A 499-nucleotide genomic window follows, 5' to 3' on the forward strand; every position below is an offset into this window, starting at 1 on the left:
CCAGACCATTAATTGATTTTCGAAAATCAACGGCATCGGCACATAAATAGACGGTGGGTACATCAACGAACATCCTCATACCGTTAGCCCTTTAATAATGGCAACGATATCGGCCGTCGCTAAATCGATAGGAAACGTGAGTTGGCCGGTTAGCGTATCAAACTGCAGCGTATTTTGACGAGTTTGCGCGCAGACTTCAGTAGTTTGTTTTACCTGGACAAAACGTGATGATGTAAGGCACTGCGTGTGCACTGGCAAGGTGGAATTAGGCTGGTCTTTTGCCAGTAAAGCACGTTGTTTATAATAAGTCGTAATAGCGACATTATGGTGTTGGCAGAATTCAATATTAGTACCACTAAACGTACTGCGTTTCAGCAAAAGCTGCTGCCACTGTGCGCTTGTTCTGTAAGTTTTCATCACCTGCTCCGAATTTATCATTGAGCAGGTATTTTTAGATAATCAGAACATCGATGCTAGGTGTGGTTCGCTAGACGCTTAC

General features: G+C 43.7%; 1 protein-coding gene. It reads right to left on the minus strand.

All coding sequences use genetic code 11. The features are described from left to right. Positions 1-75 precede the first annotated feature (75 nt). Positions 76-417 carry a hypothetical protein gene (locus AAEZ22_RS18155; protein ID WP_008467385.1) on the minus strand — a complete coding sequence of 114 codons (342 nt, stop codon included), beginning with the start codon at positions 415-417 and terminating at the stop codon, positions 76-78. Positions 418-499 lie beyond the last annotated feature (82 nt).

It is taken from the genome of Pseudoalteromonas sp. 20-MNA-CIBAN-0454, from assembly GCF_040308685.1.
In the GTDB taxonomy this organism is placed as follows: domain Bacteria; phylum Pseudomonadota; class Gammaproteobacteria; order Enterobacterales; family Alteromonadaceae; genus Pseudoalteromonas; species Pseudoalteromonas nigrifaciens.